This is a genomic window from Acinetobacter towneri DSM 14962 = CIP 107472 (genome assembly GCF_000368785.1).
Classification (GTDB): domain Bacteria; phylum Pseudomonadota; class Gammaproteobacteria; order Pseudomonadales; family Moraxellaceae; genus Acinetobacter; species Acinetobacter towneri.
Genome location: NZ_KB849688.1, coordinates 224,906 through 240,128, shown reverse-complemented (window position 1 = coordinate 240,128; position 15,223 = coordinate 224,906). Strand labels below are relative to the sequence as shown.

16 protein-coding genes are annotated in these 15,223 nt (G+C 41.3%); 9 read left to right on the top strand and 7 right to left on the bottom strand.

Annotated features, from left to right (window positions below):
* Positions 1 to 53: 53 nt before the first annotated feature.
* Together F947_RS14680 and F947_RS02685 are read right to left on the bottom strand one after the other, a co-directional pair.
* On the bottom strand, positions 54 to 194 hold the full coding sequence (locus F947_RS14680; RefSeq protein ID WP_004971840.1) for a hypothetical protein: 141 nt from the start codon (positions 192 to 194) through the stop codon (positions 54 to 56).
* A gap of 489 nt (positions 195 to 683) precedes the next feature.
* The gene (locus F947_RS02685) at positions 684 to 1,616 is read right to left on the bottom strand and encodes a hypothetical protein (protein ID WP_004971838.1); all 933 of its coding nucleotides are present in this window, start codon (positions 1,614 to 1,616) and stop codon (positions 684 to 686) included.
* 239 nt (positions 1,617 to 1,855) lie between these two features.
* Here F947_RS02685 and F947_RS02680 point away from each other — a divergent pair, with 239 nt between their 5' ends.
* Both F947_RS02680 and F947_RS02675 read left to right on the top strand, forming a co-directional pair.
* The gene (locus tag F947_RS02680; RefSeq protein ID WP_004971836.1) at positions 1,856 to 2,323 is read left to right on the top strand and encodes a YaiI/YqxD family protein; all 468 of its coding nucleotides are present in this window, start codon (positions 1,856 to 1,858) and stop codon (positions 2,321 to 2,323) included.
* 12 nt (positions 2,324 to 2,335) lie between these two features.
* Positions 2,336 to 3,247 carry a DMT family transporter gene (locus F947_RS02675; protein WP_004971834.1) on the top strand — a complete coding sequence of 304 codons (912 nt, stop codon included), beginning with the start codon at positions 2,336 to 2,338 and terminating at the stop codon, positions 3,245 to 3,247.
* A gap of 76 nt (positions 3,248 to 3,323) precedes the next feature.
* Here F947_RS02675 and F947_RS02670 read toward each other — a convergent pair whose 3' ends face one another.
* On the bottom strand, positions 3,324 to 3,887 hold the full coding sequence (locus tag F947_RS02670; RefSeq protein WP_004971830.1) for a PilZ domain-containing protein: 564 nt from the start codon (positions 3,885 to 3,887) through the stop codon (positions 3,324 to 3,326).
* A gap of 25 nt (positions 3,888 to 3,912) precedes the next feature.
* Between F947_RS02670 and F947_RS02665 the strand changes: the two genes are divergently transcribed.
* The gene (locus F947_RS02665; RefSeq protein WP_004971828.1) at positions 3,913 to 5,148 is read left to right on the top strand and encodes a lipoprotein-releasing ABC transporter permease subunit; all 1,236 of its coding nucleotides are present in this window, start codon (positions 3,913 to 3,915) and stop codon (positions 5,146 to 5,148) included.
* Positions 5,141 to 5,824 carry a lipoprotein-releasing ABC transporter ATP-binding protein LolD gene (gene lolD, locus F947_RS02660; RefSeq protein WP_004971826.1) on the top strand — a complete coding sequence of 228 codons (684 nt, stop codon included), beginning with the start codon at positions 5,141 to 5,143 and terminating at the stop codon, positions 5,822 to 5,824. Before F947_RS02665 ends, lolD begins: the two co-directional genes overlap by 8 nt.
* Here the strand turns inward: lolD and F947_RS14575 are convergent.
* Positions 5,821 to 6,048, bottom strand: coding sequence for a hypothetical protein (locus F947_RS14575; protein WP_154648271.1), 228 nt, complete (start codon positions 6,046 to 6,048; stop codon positions 5,821 to 5,823). The two genes, lolD and F947_RS14575, sit on opposite strands and share 4 nt — an antisense overlap.
* On the opposite strand from F947_RS14575, the gene F947_RS02655 reads away from it, so the two are divergent.
* The gene (locus F947_RS02655; RefSeq protein ID WP_004971824.1) at positions 5,957 to 8,392 is read left to right on the top strand and encodes a DNA internalization-related competence protein ComEC/Rec2; all 2,436 of its coding nucleotides are present in this window, start codon (positions 5,957 to 5,959) and stop codon (positions 8,390 to 8,392) included. The genes F947_RS14575 and F947_RS02655 overlap by 92 nt on opposite strands.
* Here F947_RS02655 and F947_RS02650 read toward each other — a convergent pair.
* A complete protein-coding gene (locus F947_RS02650) occupies positions 8,349 to 9,338 on the bottom strand; it encodes a lysophospholipid acyltransferase family protein (protein ID WP_004971822.1) in 990 nt (329 codons plus the stop codon). The two genes, F947_RS02655 and F947_RS02650, sit on opposite strands and share 44 nt — an antisense overlap.
* A gap of 127 nt (positions 9,339 to 9,465) precedes the next feature.
* Here F947_RS02650 and sppA point away from each other — a divergent pair, with 127 nt between their 5' ends.
* Positions 9,466 to 10,488 carry a signal peptide peptidase SppA gene (sppA, locus tag F947_RS02645; RefSeq protein WP_004971820.1) on the top strand — a complete coding sequence of 341 codons (1,023 nt, stop codon included), beginning with the start codon at positions 9,466 to 9,468 and terminating at the stop codon, positions 10,486 to 10,488.
* Positions 10,485 to 11,303 (top strand): alpha/beta fold hydrolase, encoded by an 819-nt coding sequence (locus F947_RS02640; protein WP_004971819.1) that lies wholly within the window; start codon positions 10,485 to 10,487, stop codon positions 11,301 to 11,303. The genes sppA and F947_RS02640 overlap by 4 nt, the downstream gene beginning before the upstream one ends.
* Positions 11,304 to 11,392: 89 nt before the next feature.
* On the opposite strand, the gene purN is transcribed toward F947_RS02640, so the two are convergent.
* Complete coding sequence (gene purN / locus F947_RS02635; RefSeq protein ID WP_004971816.1) at positions 11,393 to 12,022, bottom strand: phosphoribosylglycinamide formyltransferase; 630 nt, start codon at positions 12,020 to 12,022, stop codon at positions 11,393 to 11,395.
* A gap of 10 nt (positions 12,023 to 12,032) precedes the next feature.
* Entirely contained in the window at positions 12,033 to 13,103 is a 1,071-nt protein-coding gene (gene purM / locus F947_RS02630; RefSeq protein WP_004971815.1) for a phosphoribosylformylglycinamidine cyclo-ligase, read from the bottom strand.
* A 134-nt stretch (positions 13,104 to 13,237) separates the two neighbouring features.
* On the opposite strand from purM, the gene cxpE reads away from it, so the two are divergent.
* Both cxpE and hda read left to right on the top strand, forming a co-directional pair.
* The gene (gene cxpE / locus F947_RS02625) at positions 13,238 to 14,458 is read left to right on the top strand and encodes a chloramphenicol efflux transporter CxpE (protein ID WP_004971813.1); all 1,221 of its coding nucleotides are present in this window, start codon (positions 13,238 to 13,240) and stop codon (positions 14,456 to 14,458) included.
* Between the two features lie 14 nt (positions 14,459 to 14,472).
* Positions 14,473 to 15,177: a DnaA regulatory inactivator Hda gene (hda, locus tag F947_RS02620; protein ID WP_004971812.1), complete on the top strand. Its 705-nt coding sequence runs from the start codon at positions 14,473 to 14,475 to the stop codon at positions 15,175 to 15,177.
* Positions 15,178 to 15,223 lie beyond the last annotated feature (46 nt).

The window sequence follows — 15,223 nt, the reverse complement described above, 5'->3', positions numbered from 1 at the left end:
TTTTTTTTATAGAAATAGGTGAAAAGTCATAGAGGCTTGTTGATGAGTGAAACTCAGAACACAAAATAGTGTAAGCCGTAGGCGGAGAGCAGCATGCCTAATGCAAAAAATAGGCAAGACATCGGGTCGAGCTGATAGCGTTGCTCAAGTTGATGTTCTACATGCTGTAAGTTTTCTTCTTGCACGATTTTCATAGATATTATTTTCCGATGATCTATTTATCGTTAAATATTTAAATACGGCTATATTTTTAGCATAAAAAATTGATTAAATAAAGTACTAATTTTATTTTAAATATAATATCTGCCAATAATGAATTAATTCTGTGTTGATTTTTAAAATCCGCACCACTCAAGGCTTTCAGATTATCTACGGTGCTTGGTGCAGATGTTTGGGTTTTAAAATAACTTATCCACATATTCGATTTAAAATATGGCTGATTTTGAATTTATAATAAATTTAAAGCTGTGGATAACTGCGTTTTTTTGAATTTGAAATGCTTAAATAAGCATCAATATATTCATACTATCAATAGCACGCTTTTAACAATCAAAAATTGATTATAAGCCATCAGTGAAATAAGTATTGAAAGTTCCTTCTCCCTGAGGAGAAGGCGAGGATGGGGGGATGATGAATATGAATTTATTATTTAGACAGCTACTTTGAGGTTTATTTTTAATAAACTACTGTTTTATATTGTGAATATTGGCTTGAATCCAAATATTGCCACGAATGTATTGTCCAATTTCAAAGTTTTGGTGCGCAGGATTTTTAGTTGCAAGACGAATTAAAATCGCAGGCTGATTTTCATCATGAATTAGAGTGACATCATAAACAGTATAGGCTTGATTCATGAATTCAAAACTGGTTTTACCAACAACATTGCCCTGAAACCAAGCTTCATCTTCCTGACCGATATTTTCGCCATATAAATATGCGACCATTTTAGAAAAATCCACCGTTACAGGTGCTTTGTCATCTTCGGACTTAGGTTGCCATGCGTCAATTTGTTCTTGCAGATTGGCAGGTGCAACACCATCATTGGCTGCTAAAATATCATTCAGCGCACGATGGTGTTTAATTGACGCAGGATCATCGACCACCAATTGTTCGCCTTCAGCAACAGCTTCAAGTTCATACGCCCATGCGTTTAAATGCACCCAGTAGGTTTGATCTTTTTGGTATTGTTGATGGTTGACGCTGTATAAACTGTCAAAAGCATAGACAATACTGTTGTTGCCTAAATTGAGTCGAAGCACCGCTTGAGTGTTAGATTTGCAGCTAATGATACGTTCAATTTTAGCTTCAACTTTGTAAGGACTTTCAAAGCAAGGGAAAGCCGTTTTTACAGCTTGTGGTTTGTTATTTTCAACCGCAATCACTTGTGTCAATTGAATTGCCTCTTTGCTTGGGCCTTGAATCAGCCATGTGCTTTGATCCATTTCTGCTTCTTGGCGGCATAAACCCATTGGCATAATTGGTGCATCTAGAGCCAGTCCTAACCATTTTGGAACTTCGGTGTAGGGTTCATCCGTGAGTAAATTCCAATGTTCAACATGGCTGCCGAAGTTCTGATCTTCAATGCGGATGATTTCTGGTCTATTTTGATTGTTCATAAGCACTTTGAGATGTTGGGTTCTTTTCTTTACTCTTAGATCGAGGGTTATTTCGATTTTTCAAGTCTTTGGCTGAAATTTCATGTAATGCCACTGCATTTGTACAGATTGTGGACAGCGATGCAGCAGAAACAAAATCACATCCATCTACACTTTAGCATGCAATTCTGAGCATTTTAAACATACTGCAATGTAATGAGTTTGATACACTAGTCGCATATTATTATCAGGGTTGCACAGTGCTGCCATTTAAACTTTGGGTTGATGCAGATGCATTACCTAAAATTCTAAGAGAAGTCATTTTACGTGCTTCAGATCGTTACCAACTTGAAGTCACTTTTGTTGCCAATCAATCGGTCGGGATTACGCCTTCGGTACGGATTAACTCTATTCAAGTGATGCATGGTGCCGATGCCGCCGATCAGGAAATTGTAGATCGCATGAAGGAACACGACATTGTGATCACGCAGGATATTCCACTAGCGGCACAAGTGATTGAAAAGGGCGGAATAGCGATTCATCCACGTGGTGAAATTTATACTGTTGCCAATGTGAAAGCGCGTCTGCATTTGCGTGATTTTATGGATACTTTGCGTGGTGCAGGCGTACAAACAGGTGGGCCAGCACCTATTTCAGAACGTGATAAACGTGAGTTTTCAAGTAGTTTGGATCAAACCATCCAAAAGCAAAAACGTAAAACTGCTTAATACGAGTCACGCATGCCTTCTAAAACCAATATTATGATGACCTATGCCTTATTGGTTTTCATTTGGGCAACAACGCCTTTGGCAATTGTCTGGAGTGTGTCAGATTTACACATGCTTTGGGCTTTGGTGCTACGTTTTTTCATTGCTTTGCCCTTAGCTATTATTTTATTGCTGCTGTTAAAAGTGAAATTTCCACATCATCTACAAGCGTGGCATAGTTATTTGGCAGGTTCGTTTAGTCTGATCGGTTCACAAATTTTCACCTACATTGCCACCGCTTATTTAAGCTCAGGCATTATCGCCCTGATGTTTGGTCTGACCCCCATCATAGCAGGTTTGATTGGTCGTTTTGTGTTTCAGTTGCATTTGGCACGTATTCAATGGATCGGAATGACAGTGTCCATTTTAGGGCTTGGCATCATCTGCTTTGGCGGCGAAACACAGCATGTGCATCCTCTGGGTATTGTTTTAATGCTGTTTAGTGTATTGACCTACACCATGTCTATTTTCTGGGTGAAAAAAGTTAATGCGCAAGTTGAACCTGTAGCACAGGCAACTGGCTCGATTTTGGTATCAACCATTGCGGCTTTATGTATTGTGCCGTTTATTTGGCAATATGTACCGACTAGTTTGCCGAGTCTTAAATCTATCGCAGCTTTACTTTATACCGTGATCATGGCTTCTTTGATTGCAATGTTCTGTTATTTTAAATTGTTGCAGAATATTCAGGCGACCACCTTATCTTTAACCACCGTCATGACGCCAATGATTGCTTTGTTGATTGGTGCTTTACTCAATCAAGAAGCTTTATCGGTCATGGTATTTGTGGGCGCTTTGGTTTTATTGTCAGGCTTAGTGCTGTATTTTTATCGTGATCTTAAAGCAAGTCGGGCATTGGCTCAGAAAATCAAAACACCATCCTAACGATATGCAAAGATGGCGTTATCCACATGATTTTATATACGCGAACATGCAGAAATGATTTATTTTATTTCTTAGATTATGCTTGTTTTAAAGCAACGGCTTCTGCAAGTTTGACGCGATCTTGAGGGTGTAGAGTAATAAAATACGCCCCAGTACGATATTGTCCATTTTCTTCTTCACGGCTGTAAACCACTTGCGCGGTTGCGGCTATATGGAAAAAGTTTTCAGGATGGCTGAGCGTGACATGAATATAACTGCCCGTGTTTAATTCACGTTCACTATAAAAACTGAAACCACTTTCTGAAAAATTGACCTGTTCAGGGATAGGTAACATGCTTTGTACAATTGCATCGTATAAAGACCCTGTAATAAGGTTTAATTTTTGGTTGAATAAGGATAAGATTCGAGCAATTTGTTGATCTTTTTCAGTTAATTGTTCTAATTCGTAGTTTAATGCATGATCAAATTGATCTAATTCTGCGAGTAGTAGAAAATAACGCGGTAAAACAAAATTAGCATCGTAAGGGTCGTTCAGCGCAACATCGTCAGAAATGATCTGGTAATTGATTCTCAGGGCAGCATCAATTCGTGACATGACACGACGTTCAGACGCGACGCTTTGATGCTGTAAATTTTCCATAATGTATTACCTCGGACTTGATGGTATGTTTAAACCAATCTCGCTATATATAGGGTTGAGATATACGCGCGCTCGGCGCAGTAACCACTTTATTTCTTTTATTGCCTTAGTTTCGATGATCGGTCTAACTTTGGGTGTTGCCGTCCTCATTACCGTACTTTCGGTGATGAATGGTTTTGATCGCGAATTAAAAAATCGTGTCTTGGGCATGATACCTCAAGCCACTGTTTCATCAACACAAATTTTAACAAATTGGCCAGAACTTGCAACGAAAGTTGAGCAACATAAGCATGTTGTTGGTGCTGCACCATTTACGCAATTGCAAGGCATGTTGACCGCACAAGGGCAAGTGTCGGGCATTATGGTCACGGGAATTGAACCCGAATACGAAAAGAAAGTATCCATCATTCAAAACCACATGGTTGCAGGCAGTATCGATAATCTGCAAAAGGGTGAGTTCGGTATTGTTTTGGGCAAACAAATGACCGATGCCTTGGGTTTGGGTTTAAACGACAGCATTACCTTGGTTTTACCTGAAGCGACGCCATCACCTGCAGGCGTTGTACCGCGTTTTAAACGCTTCAAAGTGGTCGGTATTTTTAGTATTGGTGCAGAAGTCGATTCGATGATGGGATATATCGCCCTGAATGATGCTTCGACTTTGCTGCGTTTACCCGATGGTGCGCAAGGTGTACGCTTAAAACTGGATGATATTTTTGCTGCACCACAAGTATCTCGAGATATTGTGCAAGAGCTACCTGCCAACTTTTACGCTTCGGACTGGACTTATACTCACGGTAACTTGTTTAGCGCCATTCAAATGGAAAAGGCGATGGTGAGCCTATTGTTATTCCTAATTGTTTTGGTGGCTGCATTTAATATCGTGTCTTCTTTGGTGATGGTTGTGACCGATAAAAAATCGGATATTGCGATTTTAAGAACTTTGGGTGCATCACCAAGCACGATTACCAAAATTTTTATGGTGCAAGGTACGGTCATTGGGGTTATTGGTACGGTTTCAGGTGCAATCTTGGGGATTATTTTCGCGTCCAGTATCAGTGGCTTTATTGCATGGTTGAATAATGTATTAGGGCTAAACTTATTTGATGCCTACTTTATCAACTACTTACCTTCATATTTAAGATGGCAAGATGTGGTGGTGATTGTGAGCTTGTCATTAATTTTAAGTTTCTTGGCGACGATTTACCCTGCATTACGTGCCGCGAAAATTCAACCAGCAGAGGCATTGCGTTATGAGTAAGATTGTTCTGGAAGCCAAGCAAGTTTCTAAACACTTTACCGATGGCAAAACCACTGTTGAAGTGATTCGTGGTCTAGATTTACAAGTTCAGCAAGGGCAGTTTGTGTCGATTGTCGGAGCGAGTGGTTCGGGTAAAAGTACCTTATTGCATGTTTTAGGTGGCTTAGACCGACCAAGTACAGGCGAAGTATTTTTAAATGGTCAGCGTTTTGACAATTTAGGCGAAGCTGAGCGCGGTTATTTGCGTAATCAATACCTCGGTTTTGTTTATCAATTTCATCACTTGCTGCCTGAGTTTAGTGCGCTTGAAAATGTGGCGATGCCGTTAATGTTACGCGCAGGCACGAACTATAAAGAGGTGAAGGCACAGGCAGAGTATCTGCTTGAGCGTGTCGGTTTGTCGCATCGTTTAACCCACAAACCTGGTGAGCTTTCTGGAGGGGAACGTCAGCGTGTTGCATTGGCACGTGCGTTGGTGGCGAAACCCGCACTCATGCTTGCCGATGAGCCTACTGGAAACTTAGACCGCAAAACTGCAGTTAAAATTTTTGAATTGCTGCGTGAATTACGCAGTGAATTTAACATGGCGATGCTGATTGTGACCCATGATGAAGAACTGGCAAAATCTGCCGATACCATTCTGCACATGCAAGATGGTGTTTGGGTAGATGCTTAGGGGCATAGCTCGTAAAGCCGCTCAAAAGCGATTGCGTTTAAAATAGCAATTGCTGGAATAAGATTGTTTTGTTGAAGCCCACTTCGGTGGGCTTTATGATGCATGCCAATAAAAATAATAAGTTTAATATTCATGCTGCAATTGATTGGTCTGGCTTGGGTGATTGGGATCGCCTGTGTCGGAATACGTTCTTCTTCTTTTCCAATACATTCATTGACTTCCATGCCTAGTGCAATGGTTTTACTGATTTTATGCAGTATCGTTGTGCAATACTTGTTGCAAGCTCGCTTATCTTCAATCTATTGGAAATGTCTGAATGTAGGAGTGGCAGGTGTTTTGAGTCTTGTTTTCGGTTTGATCTATGCGGATACGCAGATGCAGCAGCGTTTGCAATGGCGTGAACTACAACCTGAATTTGCTGAAGTCGTGGTTTATGTCAGACAGTTAAATCAGCTAAATGACAACAGCATTTCACAAAGGGTTGAGGTGTTAAACCGACATCCTCAAACAGTGACATGGTTAGCAACTTTAGCACAAACTCAGGTAGATCAAGAGCAAAATTTAGAACTTGGACACTATTACAAATTAAGTGGAAAAATTCGCCCTGCGCATAGTTATGCCACAGCAGGTGCATTTGATGTAGAGCGGTGGTATTTACAGCAAAATATTATGAGTGGTTTTCGGGTTGAGCAGATTCAGCCTATCTCGGCTGAACAAATTTATGCCATGGGGTTTACACAACATTGGCGTGCCCAACAGACGCTATGGGCAAAATTTCGATTATGGATTGAACAGCAGCGTTATCAAATTCGACTGTTTATTCAGCAGCAACCTTTGCATCATCAAGGTTTAATTCTTGCATTACTCACAGGAGATAAAAGCCTATTAGATGCAGAAACTGAAGCACAGTTTCAGCGTTTTGGAATTAGCCACTTATTGGCTATTTCAGGGCCACATGTGCTGATTTTTGCAGGCATGCTATGTTGGGCATTACGTCAGCTGATTAGGTATTACCGTCCGCATTGGTATTTGTGGATGCCTAAACAATACTTGCTCATGTTGCCATTTTTAAGTTGTGTATTGCTGTACACCGCCTTTGTCGGTTTTGAAATTCCTGCATTAAGAACCTTGCTGATGTGCAGTCTAGTGACAGTAATGTTAGTGTTGAAGCAGAAGCTTCAAGGCTTTGCCTTGCTGATTTATAGTGCTGCCTTATTATTATGGTTTGATCCTTTAAGTGTACTGTCTGCTGCTTTTTGGCTGTCTTACGGGGCCTGTTTTATTCTACTGCGTATTTATCAGAGCTTGAGTGCGCAACCACGTATAGAGCTGAATCGTTGGCAGCAACTGAAACATGCCAGCAAAATTCTAATCGAGTCGCAATGGAAAATTTTTATTGCCTTATTTCCTTTGGTGATTGTGTTTTTTAAACAAGTGGCGTGGATTGCACCGCTTATTAATATCATCGCAATTCCATTGATTGGTATGCTGATCGTGCCTTTAGATGTTTTGGCAGGAATTTGCTTTTTTATTTTTGAACCCTTGGCGTCAATACTGTTTCAATTGAATGATCTAGCTATGGCTTTGTTGCGCTTGATTTTTCGGGGGATGGAAACCGTTTTTGTACCACGGTTACATACTTTGTCGATGTCTGCAGCGGTGTATGTCTGTCTATGTTTAGGCTTATTTCTGCTATTTTTACCACAATCGGTATTGCCTAAAACTTGGGCAATCTTATGTTTTGTTCCACTGATTATAGTCGATAGCCAACGACAACCATTTGAATTAACAGTACTCGATGTGGGGCAGGGACAAGCTTTATTTTTACGTTCAGGTCATTACAACATGATGATTGATGTGGGCGGTTCTTATGATGAAAGTAAGTTTAGTATTGGACAGCAAATTTTACGTCCGTTTTTAGCGGTGCATGGTGTCAAGCAACTGGATCAGGTGGTTTTAAGCCATTTAGACCAAGACCATAGCGGTGCTTTTCCTTATCTACAAAATGAAGTCAATATTCAGCATGTCTTTGCCAATCAGACCGTAGATGTGGCAGTAAATAGCAAGTTTAATTTGTGTCAGCAAGGGCAACAGTGGTCTTTACCACATCAGGTACAGATACAAGTTTTATCTCCTAAACCGAGTCAATTACCCTATGCCGCACAGCAACAAAATGAGTTGTCATGTGTGTTGTATATTTCAGTGCCATCCGCACAGCCATATCAGCATTTTTTAGTGATGGGCGATGCAGGTTGGGCAACTGAATATCAATTGTTGCAGGAATATCCTGATTTAAAAGTAGATGTGTTAATTTTGGGTCATCATGGGAGTAAGCACAGTTCTGCCTATGATTTTTTAGCACATTTTAAACCCAAATTGGCCGTGGCATCTGCAGGTTTTGATAATCGTTATGGACATCCTAGTTCTTTAGTTCAGCAACGCTTGGCTGCGCTCAATATTCCGTTCATGAACACCATACAACAGGGCAGCGTACGTTTTTCTGTAGATGCACAACAGCGTATGCTTATACAGCCGTATCGGCAGCAGAAATTGTGGTTGCAGCGTTAGTTTGGTTCTGTGTCTGGGCACGTACAGCCTGCACATCTGCCAAGGCTTCTTGCACAGGTTTATGATAGACCCCACGTAAATCTGGATGGGCTTTATAGCGTTTATAACTCCAGTGATAATGTGTAGGATAACGACGGATCAAATCTTCAATTGCACGGTGAATAATAGCTGTCCCTGCATTGGCATCACACTGATAAATGTGCTCATCTATCGCTTCGATATACATATCAAAGCCTTGATCTGCATTTCTTAACGCATATAAGAACAAAGCTTTTGCTTTAGTTTTCTGAATCAATTTGGCGCTTAAATTACTCGATTCCAACGGAATACCAAAAAAAGGAATCATCTCACCACCTATATTTGGGGTATGGTCTGGCAAAATGACAGTGGTTCCGCCTTGTTTGAGTGCTTTAAAAATTTGACGTACCCCAGATTCATCTGTTGGGACTAAATGTGCCTGTTCACGGCTACGTGCTTGGCGCACAAAATCATCTGCCGCAGGGTTTTTGACAGGTTTATACATGATGGTCATTTGCGTATATTGAGCGATCCACGCATTCATAATTTCCCAAGTGCCAAAATGCGGCACAATTAAGACCAAACCCTTTTGTGCAGCCAGTGCATCTTGTAATAGTTCTAAACCATGTACCTGATGGATTCTTTGAATATTTTTTTGATTGCTTGATCCCCAAATATGAAAAAACTCAAAATAAGAGGTCAGTTCGTTACGAATTGCTTGCTGGGTAATCTGTTCGCGTTGTTGTGAGTTCAGCTCAGGAAGCGCAATTTGTAGATTGAGTTGAATGGTTTGAGAGGTTTTACTCAAACGCAGTGTATTGACCAAAAAAGCCAAAGATTTTGCAAAAAAACGCGCAACTGTTAAAGGTTGTCGACTGACAAAATCAAGCAGGCGCGATAAAGCCGTTGTCGGTGCAGGTTCGGTCATAACGACAGCATCAATTGATAGAAAGGATAAAGATGTAAAATATTATAGGAGAAAATACAGGCTTTAGACAGTTTTTGCCAATTCCGTGTATATAATGGAGCAAATTTACTATTTTTTGGATTGTTTCATGTCCGATTGGCCACCAAAACCACAAAATGAATCACAACAAATATCTCCACAAGCACAGCAGCCCACAGGCAATGAGTGGAAACTATTAGAAAAAGCTGTTTTAGCTTCAGTTGAAGAACAACGTCGTGCACGTCGTTGGGGGATTTTCTTTAAGTTTTTAACTTTTGCTTATATATTTTTACTGTTGGTGATAATGGGCAAAGGGTGCAGTACCACGACCACGAATCCATCGGCAGCGAGTCCACATATCGCGGTGGTGGATATTGTTGGCACAATTGCATCTGATAAGCAAAGTGTGAACAGCAATGACACCATCAAGTCACTGAAAAAAGCCTATGAAAACAGCAACAGTCAGGCGGTGGTGCTAAATATTAATTCTCCGGGTGGTTCACCTGTGCAGTCAGATGAAATCTGGCAAGAAATTCAATATCTGAAAAAACAGCATCAAGGGAAAAAACTCTATGCCGTGATTGGCGATACTGGCGCTTCAGGTGCGTATTACATTGCTTCCGCTGCAGATGAAATTATTGTCAATCCATCAAGTTTGGTGGGTTCAATTGGCGTGATTATGCCAAATTATGGGCTGAGCGGTTTAATGCAGAAGATGGGTGTGGAAGATCGTACTATGACCTCAGGTGAAAATAAAGCCTTATTGTCGATGACACAACCTGTTGATCCTGAACAGAAAAAACATGTGCAAGCCGTATTAGATAATGTGCATGGCCACTTTATTCAAGCAGTGAAAGATGGACGCGGCGCGAAACTGAAATCACAAGATCCTGCGATTTTCTCAGGTCTGTTCTGGACAGGTGAGCAAGCCGTGACTTTAGGCATTGCCGATAAGATTGGCAGTTTAAATAGCCTGAAGCGTGATTTAAACCTAGATAAAACAGTGAACTATACCATTGAACATAGTCCTTTAGACTCTGTGTTGGGTCGTATGGGTGCAGCAGTGGGAGAGGGCTTTGCCACTTCTTTATCTCAACATATTCAGACTGAGCAAAACGCGAAATTACAATGAAACCACTGATTCATTTTGCGCATGCCAATGGCGTGCCATCGAAGGTTTATCAAAAACTGTTTGATTTACTTAAAGATGATTACGATGTGATTTACGTCCCTTTGTTGGGGCCAGATAAGCGTTATCCGATTGATAATCATTGGCAAAGCTTAACCCAACAAGTGATTGACAGTGTTGTACGTCAAGCTCAGGGACGTAAAGTGATTGCGTTGGGGCATTCTTTAGGTGCAGTGTTGTCGTTTCAAGCCTCTTTACAACGCCCTGAATTATTTGAACAAGTGATCATGCTTGATCCACCTTTAATTATGGGTAAAGCATCGGTGTTTTTACATTTTGCCAAAATGTTTAAGCTTAAAGCAGTAGATCAACTGTCGCCTGCATCTTTGTCTTTGCGCCGTCGTGATCATTGGGAAAGTCGTGAGCAAGCAGCAGACTTATTGCGTCCGAAAGGTTTTTATCAAGATTTTGATGCCGACTGTTTTCAGGCTTATATCGAGCATGCTTTGACTGATGACCATGTACGAGGCGGGGTACAATTGACCATTCCAAAAATGGACGAGGTCAATATTTTTAGAACCAATCCATCACTGTGGTGGTTACCGCAAGCAAAACTGCAAGTGCCGACAGAATTGGTGATTGCAAAAAAAGGGCCGTTCTTAAAAGCAGGTTTCCCACAAATTACCGCCAAGAAATTCAACATTGCTTATCAGGTGGTTGAAGGTGGACATATGTTCCCTTTAGAAAAACCTGAAGCGACGGTGCAGTTGATTAAAGATTTGATTCAAGCACAGCAGAGTAAAGCTGCTTCTGTTTAATTCAGTCTGAACCAAATACGAACCATAAAAAACGCCTGATCAACAGGCGTTTTTTCGTATATATCAAAAGCTACATACTTAAAGAATATTTAAAAATTGCAAAACTGCACAGGTTGTTGTAACAGTTGTTGGCGATACATCACACCTTGCGCAGTGTGCTGAATGGTTCCGTTACAAATCCATTCAACCACTTGCGGATAAATCAAATGCTCCAACACATGCACACGGTTCGCCAAGCTTTCGGCATCATCGTGGATGTTTACTTGCAACACACCTTGTGCCAGTGCTTGACCTGCATCTAATTCAGCAGTGACATAATGCACGGTACAACCATGTAAAGTATCGCCTGTATTGAGTACACGTTGATGGGTGTGCATGCCTTTATAATGCGGCAAGAGTGAAGGATGAATGTTGAGCATTTTACCTTCCCAAGCATGCACAAATTTGGCACTTAAAATACGCATAAAGCCTGCGAGAACAACCAAATCAACATCCCAATCAAGTAATTGTTGATGCATGACATCATCAAATAATTCACGACTCGGATATTGTTTGTGCTCAATCACTGCAGTTTTAATCCCTGCTTGTTGAGCGCGTTGTAAAGCATAAGCATCAGGCTTATTGGAAATAACCCCAACAATTTGCCCTGAAAGATTGGCATCTATCAGGGCTTGTAAGTTACTTCCGCTGCCTGAAACGAGGACAGCTATTTTGATCATCTGAGTCAAATCACGCAAAAATTACGCGAATTTTTTCATCTGCGCCTTCAACGGATTCGGCGTTGTCTTGAATACGACCCATCACCCAAGCTTTTTCGCCAAGGCTGTTGAGAAGCTCAACTGTTTTGTCTGCATCGTTGGCATCTACAACAACAACCATACCTACACCACAGTTAAAGGTGCGATACATTTCAAACTGTTCTACACCGCCTTCACGTTGTAACAATTTGAACAGTTCTGGCCATTCCCAAGATGATTCGTCAATCACTGCTTGCGCACCATTTGGCAATACACGTGGTAAGTTACCTGGTAAACCGCCACCCGTAATGTGCGCCATAGCATGCACATCAACTTGTTTGCACAGTTCAAGCATTGATTTGACATAAATGCGTGTTGGTTCCATGGCAACGTCAGCCAGTGGACGACCATCAACCAGTTGAGTTAAATCAACATTTTTTACGTCTAAAATTTTACGAAGTAAAGAGTAACCGTTTGAGTGTGCACCTGAAGAAGCGACACCAATCAGAACGTCACCAGCTTTTACTTTAGAGCCATCAATAATTTTGCTTTGCTCAACCACGCCCACACAGAAGCCTGCAAGATCGTAATCTTCACCTTCATACATGCCTGGCATTTCAGCAGTTTCACCACCTACAAGCGCACAGCCTGCAAGCTCACAGCCTTTACCAATTCCTGTAACAACATTGGCTGCAACGTCTACATTTAAGTGACCTGTTGCATAGTAGTCTAAGAAGAATAAAGGTTCAGCACCGCACACCAGCAAGTCATTTACACACATTGCCACCAAATCTTGACCAATTGTGTCATGGCGGTTTAGGTTCAACGCTAAACGTAATTTAGTTCCTACACCATCTGTGCCAGATACGAGCACAGGTTCTTCATAACCTTTCGGAATTTTACAAAGTGCGCCAAAGCCGCCTAATCCACCCATCACTTCAGGACGAGTCGTGCGCTTAGCGACAGATTTGATACGATCGACTAACGCGTCGCCCGCTTCAATATCGACACCAGCATCTTTATAGCTTAAACCAGTGGTTGGGTTAGAAGTTGAGTTGCTCATAATGAAGTCTCCGCATTCGCGGGGCGATTATACCTGAATATACGAAACTCTTATGTTATTTATGCGCTAAAATGCTATCTTTATTCAAATATTTTAACTTCTATAACGAATAAACTGAAAAAAGGCGAATTTCTATGGTCGATCGTACCTTGCGTCGCATTTTTATCCTGTCTGGGATAGTGCTGCTCCTTTGGGTGCTGTACTTATTAAAACCGGTTGTCATTCCTTTTGTTGTTGCATTTTTCATGGCTTATTTATTTAGCCCATTGGTTGAACAATTTTGCAAAGTCGGTTTGCCACGTTGGCTATCTATCAGTTTGGTTTTTATTGGGATTGGCATCGCGCTGACTTTGGCAGTTTGGTACATCATTCCTTTGGTTTGGAAGCAGTTGATGATTGCGCGTGACAGTATTCCTGTCGGTATTAACTGGATCAATTCGACCTTCTTGCCGTGGGTGTCTTCGACTTTTCATATTGAAGAAATGGAAATTGATACCTCGCACATGAGCAGCATCGTCATGGATTATGTGCAAACCAATTATAGTGCCGATAGTATTCAAGCCATGTTATTGCGTGTTGCACAGTCTGGTCTGAATTTTATTCAAATTGGCGGTACCGTGGTGCTGATTCCAATTATTGCTTTCTATTTCCTACTCGACTGGCAGCGTATGCTCGACAGCCTGCGTCGCTTAATTCCGCGTCCTTATGAGCAAAGCACTTTGGCTGTGGTACAAGAATGTCACAGTGTTCTAGGTGCTTTCGTTAAAGGTCAGTTTTTGGTGATGATCTTGTTGGGCGTCGTTTATGCTACAGGGCTACAACTGATTGGTTTAGAAGTCGGCTTGATTATTGGGATGGTTGCGGGACTTGCTAGTATTATTCCGTATTTAGGTTTCGCTGTAGGGATTGTTGCAGCCATTATTGCCACTTTCCTACAATTTGGCATTGACTGGATGCAATTGGTTTTAGTCCTTGTGGTCTTTATGATTGGACAGGCGGTGGAAGGCTATATTCTACAACCGTTTTTATTGGGTGATAAAATCGGGCTTTCGCCAGTCGCGGTGGTGTTTGCTGTTTTAGCAGGTGCACAACTGGCTGGATTCATGGGGATGTTGATTGCTTTACCAGTAGCAGCAGTGATTGTGGTTTTACTGCGTCATTTACGTGATTTTTACGAAAAAAGTTATTTGTATGGGCAACCTGTGGTGGTGTCGGAAGATGGTGCATCGGGTGACATCAGCATTGATACAGCACAAGTTCATATTGATATTGAGCTTGATCCTCAGTCAGCAAATTCACTGCAACAGACTGAAAAATCAAGTAAGATAAAGCCCTCAGATCAGCAAAACTCCTAGGTGATTACAATTCTATGCGTCAACTGCAGTTAGATATCGAGCCTCAATTAGATGCACGGATCAGTGATTTTTCTGGTCCGGGTTGGGGGCATGTGATTGATGCAGTTCGACAGCTTCATGCAGGATTGGTCAATCGCTTTTATGTCTATGGTGGTGCGGGCACAGGCAAAAGTCATTTATTGTCTGCAATTTGCGATTCCTATTTAGAAATTGGCAAATCAGCTATTAAAGTATCCTTACTTGAATTATTGGATGCCCCAACAGAAGCAATTACCTCTTTAGACCGTTATGATTTGGTTGCTTTAGACGATATTGAAGCGATTAGTGGTGTACCACATTGGCAACGTGCGGTGTTTCACTTAATCAATTACAGCAATGAGGTTGGTGGTCAGTTGGTGTTTTCATCACGTTTTGCACCGATTGAATTAAAGCTTGAATTGCCCGATTTGCAATCACGTTTGACGCAGGCAGTGAGTGTTAAAGTGCCTTCAGGCAGTTTGTATGCAGACCGACAAGCTTTAGTGAGTTCCGTGTTAGAGCGTCGCGGGATTATCATCGACCCACAAATTATTGATTACTTATTGTTACATGGCCCACAGCAGACCTCGATTTTGCTGCAAAGCCTTGAACAGTTGGTGCAATTACTTAAAGGAGAGAAAACGAAATTAAGTGGCGCAAACCTGCGTCAGATTTATGCTTTAATTGACGAATATCGGTAAAAATTAAAATTACTTGAGAATTTGCGCAAGCTATGCCAAATTATTC

Coding starts and splice junctions, on each gene's coding strand:
- F947_RS14680 (WP_004971840.1), bottom strand. CDS start 194: ATGAAAATCGTGCAAGAAGAAAACTTACAGCATGTAGAACATCAACTT.
- F947_RS02685 (WP_004971838.1), bottom strand. CDS start 1,616: ATGAACAATCAAAATAGACCAGAAATCATCCGCATTGAAGATCAGAAC.
- F947_RS02675 (WP_004971834.1), top strand. CDS start 2,336: ATGCCTTCTAAAACCAATATTATGATGACCTATGCCTTATTGGTTTTC.
- F947_RS02670 (WP_004971830.1), bottom strand. CDS start 3,887: ATGGAAAATTTACAGCATCAAAGCGTCGCGTCTGAACGTCGTGTCATG.
- F947_RS02665 (WP_004971828.1), top strand. CDS start 3,913: ATGTTTAAACCAATCTCGCTATATATAGGGTTGAGATATACGCGCGCT.
- lolD (WP_004971826.1), top strand. CDS start 5,141: ATGAGTAAGATTGTTCTGGAAGCCAAGCAAGTTTCTAAACACTTTACC.
- F947_RS02655 (WP_004971824.1), top strand. CDS start 5,957: ATGCTGCAATTGATTGGTCTGGCTTGGGTGATTGGGATCGCCTGTGTC.
- F947_RS14575 (WP_154648271.1), bottom strand. CDS start 6,048: ATGGAAGTCAATGAATGTATTGGAAAAGAAGAAGAACGTATTCCGACA.
- F947_RS02650 (WP_004971822.1), bottom strand. CDS start 9,338: ATGACCGAACCTGCACCGACAACGGCTTTATCGCGCCTGCTTGATTTT.
- sppA (WP_004971820.1), top strand. CDS start 9,466: ATGTCCGATTGGCCACCAAAACCACAAAATGAATCACAACAAATATCT.
- F947_RS02640 (WP_004971819.1), top strand. CDS start 10,485: ATGAAACCACTGATTCATTTTGCGCATGCCAATGGCGTGCCATCGAAG.
- purN (WP_004971816.1), bottom strand. CDS start 12,022: ATGATCAAAATAGCTGTCCTCGTTTCAGGCAGCGGAAGTAACTTACAA.
- purM (WP_004971815.1), bottom strand. CDS start 13,103: ATGAGCAACTCAACTTCTAACCCAACCACTGGTTTAAGCTATAAAGAT.
- cxpE (WP_004971813.1), top strand. CDS start 13,238: ATGGTCGATCGTACCTTGCGTCGCATTTTTATCCTGTCTGGGATAGTG.
- hda (WP_004971812.1), top strand. CDS start 14,473: ATGCGTCAACTGCAGTTAGATATCGAGCCTCAATTAGATGCACGGATC.